Here is a 1,586-nt window from a genome sequence, read left to right on the forward strand (position 1 = left end):
CGGCAGCCGGTCCTCCCCCAGCCGCTCGGAGATCGTGCCGATGCTGAGCGCCGCCACCGCCCTGCCCTCGCGGTCGAGCACCGGCACCGCCACGCCGCCCATGCCGGGCAGCGCCACGTCGCGGCGGGCGGCGAAGCCGGCGTCGCGCGCCTTGGCAATCTCGGTGCGCAGATAGACCTCGTCCATGAAGCCCTGGCCCAGCAGCCGCGGGACGTTGAAGCGGATCACCTCCTCCCGCTCCGCCTCCGGCAGGAAGGCCAGGATCACCAGCGCCCCCTGGCCGACGCCGAGCGGCACGCGGCCGCCGATATCGCCGGTGAAGGAGCGGATCGGGAACGGCCCCTCGCAGCGGTCCAGGCACATCGCGTCGAAGCCGCTGCGCACCAGCAGGAACACGGTGTCGTGGAGCATGGCGGAGAGGCGCTGCAGCACCGGCCAGCACAGGTCGCGCAGATTGCCCGGATTGCCCGCCCGCGCCGCGAGGGCGAAGAAATCGATGCTGAGGCGGTAGAGGCGGCTGCGGCCGTCCTGCTCCACCACGCCTTCCGCCTGCAGCCCCTGCAGCAGCCGATGCACGGTCGCCTGGGTCAGGCCGGTGGCCTCGGCAATGCGGATCAGCTTCGCCCCCTCTCCGCCCGCCTCGGCCAGGGCCCGCAGAATGGCGAAGCCGCGCTGCAGGCTCTTGCCCGGGGCCTCGCTGTCTTTCGCCATTTTCGGAAACTCCGAGTCGATATCAGCACTCATGATTCCGGCACATGGAATCTAAGACAGAATACTCTCTATAAAACGGAATGTCTCCTTGACTCACTGTCGTGAAAGAGTCTTCTGAGAAGACGCGTCGGCGCCTTCCGTTCCACGGAAGCAAGACCGGCGGGGCCGAAGCGCGCCAGCGCCGAACGGTCATCGACAGGGATGCCAGGGAGACTGCTGTGACCTTCCTCCGTCTCGAGCGGATCTCGAAGCTCTATGGCGACGTCGCGGCGGTCGCCGATCTCGACCTGACCGTGGAACGCGGTGAGTTCGTCTCGCTGCTCGGCCCCTCCGGCTGCGGCAAGACCACGACCCTGCAGATGGTCGCCGGCTTCGTCCCGGCCACCACCGGGCGGATCGTGCTGGACGGGCAGGACCTGACCCGGGTGAAGCCGAACCGCCGCGGCCTGGGCGTGGTGTTCCAGAGCTACGCCCTGTTCCCGCACATGACCGTGGCCGACAACGTTGCCTTCGGGCTGGAGATGCGCGGCGTGGCGAAGCCGGAGCGGGCGAAGCGGGTCGAGGAGGCGCTGGCGCTGGTCCATCTCGACCACCTCGCCGGCCGCTATCCGCGCGCGCTGTCAGGCGGCCAGCGCCAGCGCGTGGCCCTCGCCCGCGCCCTGGTGATCGAGCCGCCGGTGCTGCTGCTGGACGAGCCGCTGTCGAACCTGGACGCCAAGCTGCGCGAGGCGATGCAGTTCGAGCTGCGCCAGATCCAGCGCCGCACCGGCACCACCACGATCATGGTCACGCACGACCAGGCCGAGGCGCTGTCGATCAGCGACCGGGTGGTGGTGATGGAACGCGGGCGCATCACCCAGATCGACCAGCCCTAC

General features: G+C 69.5%; 2 protein-coding genes. One reads left to right on the plus strand and one right to left on the minus strand.

Annotated features, from left to right (window positions below):
- Positions 1 to 711, minus strand: a 711-nt coding sequence (locus tag P409_RS33855) for an IclR family transcriptional regulator (RefSeq protein WP_034849056.1), incomplete at its 3' end; no start/stop codon positions are given.
- Positions 712 to 929: 218 nt separating this feature from the next.
- On the opposite strand from P409_RS33855, the gene P409_RS33860 reads away from it, so the two are divergent.
- Positions 930 to 1,586 (plus strand): ABC transporter ATP-binding protein (locus tag P409_RS33860; RefSeq protein ID WP_034849058.1); only part of this gene is annotated, 657 nt, incomplete at its 3' end.

The organism is Inquilinus limosus MP06 (genome assembly GCF_000767795.1).
Classification (GTDB): domain Bacteria; phylum Pseudomonadota; class Alphaproteobacteria; order DSM-16000; family Inquilinaceae; genus Inquilinus; species Inquilinus limosus_E.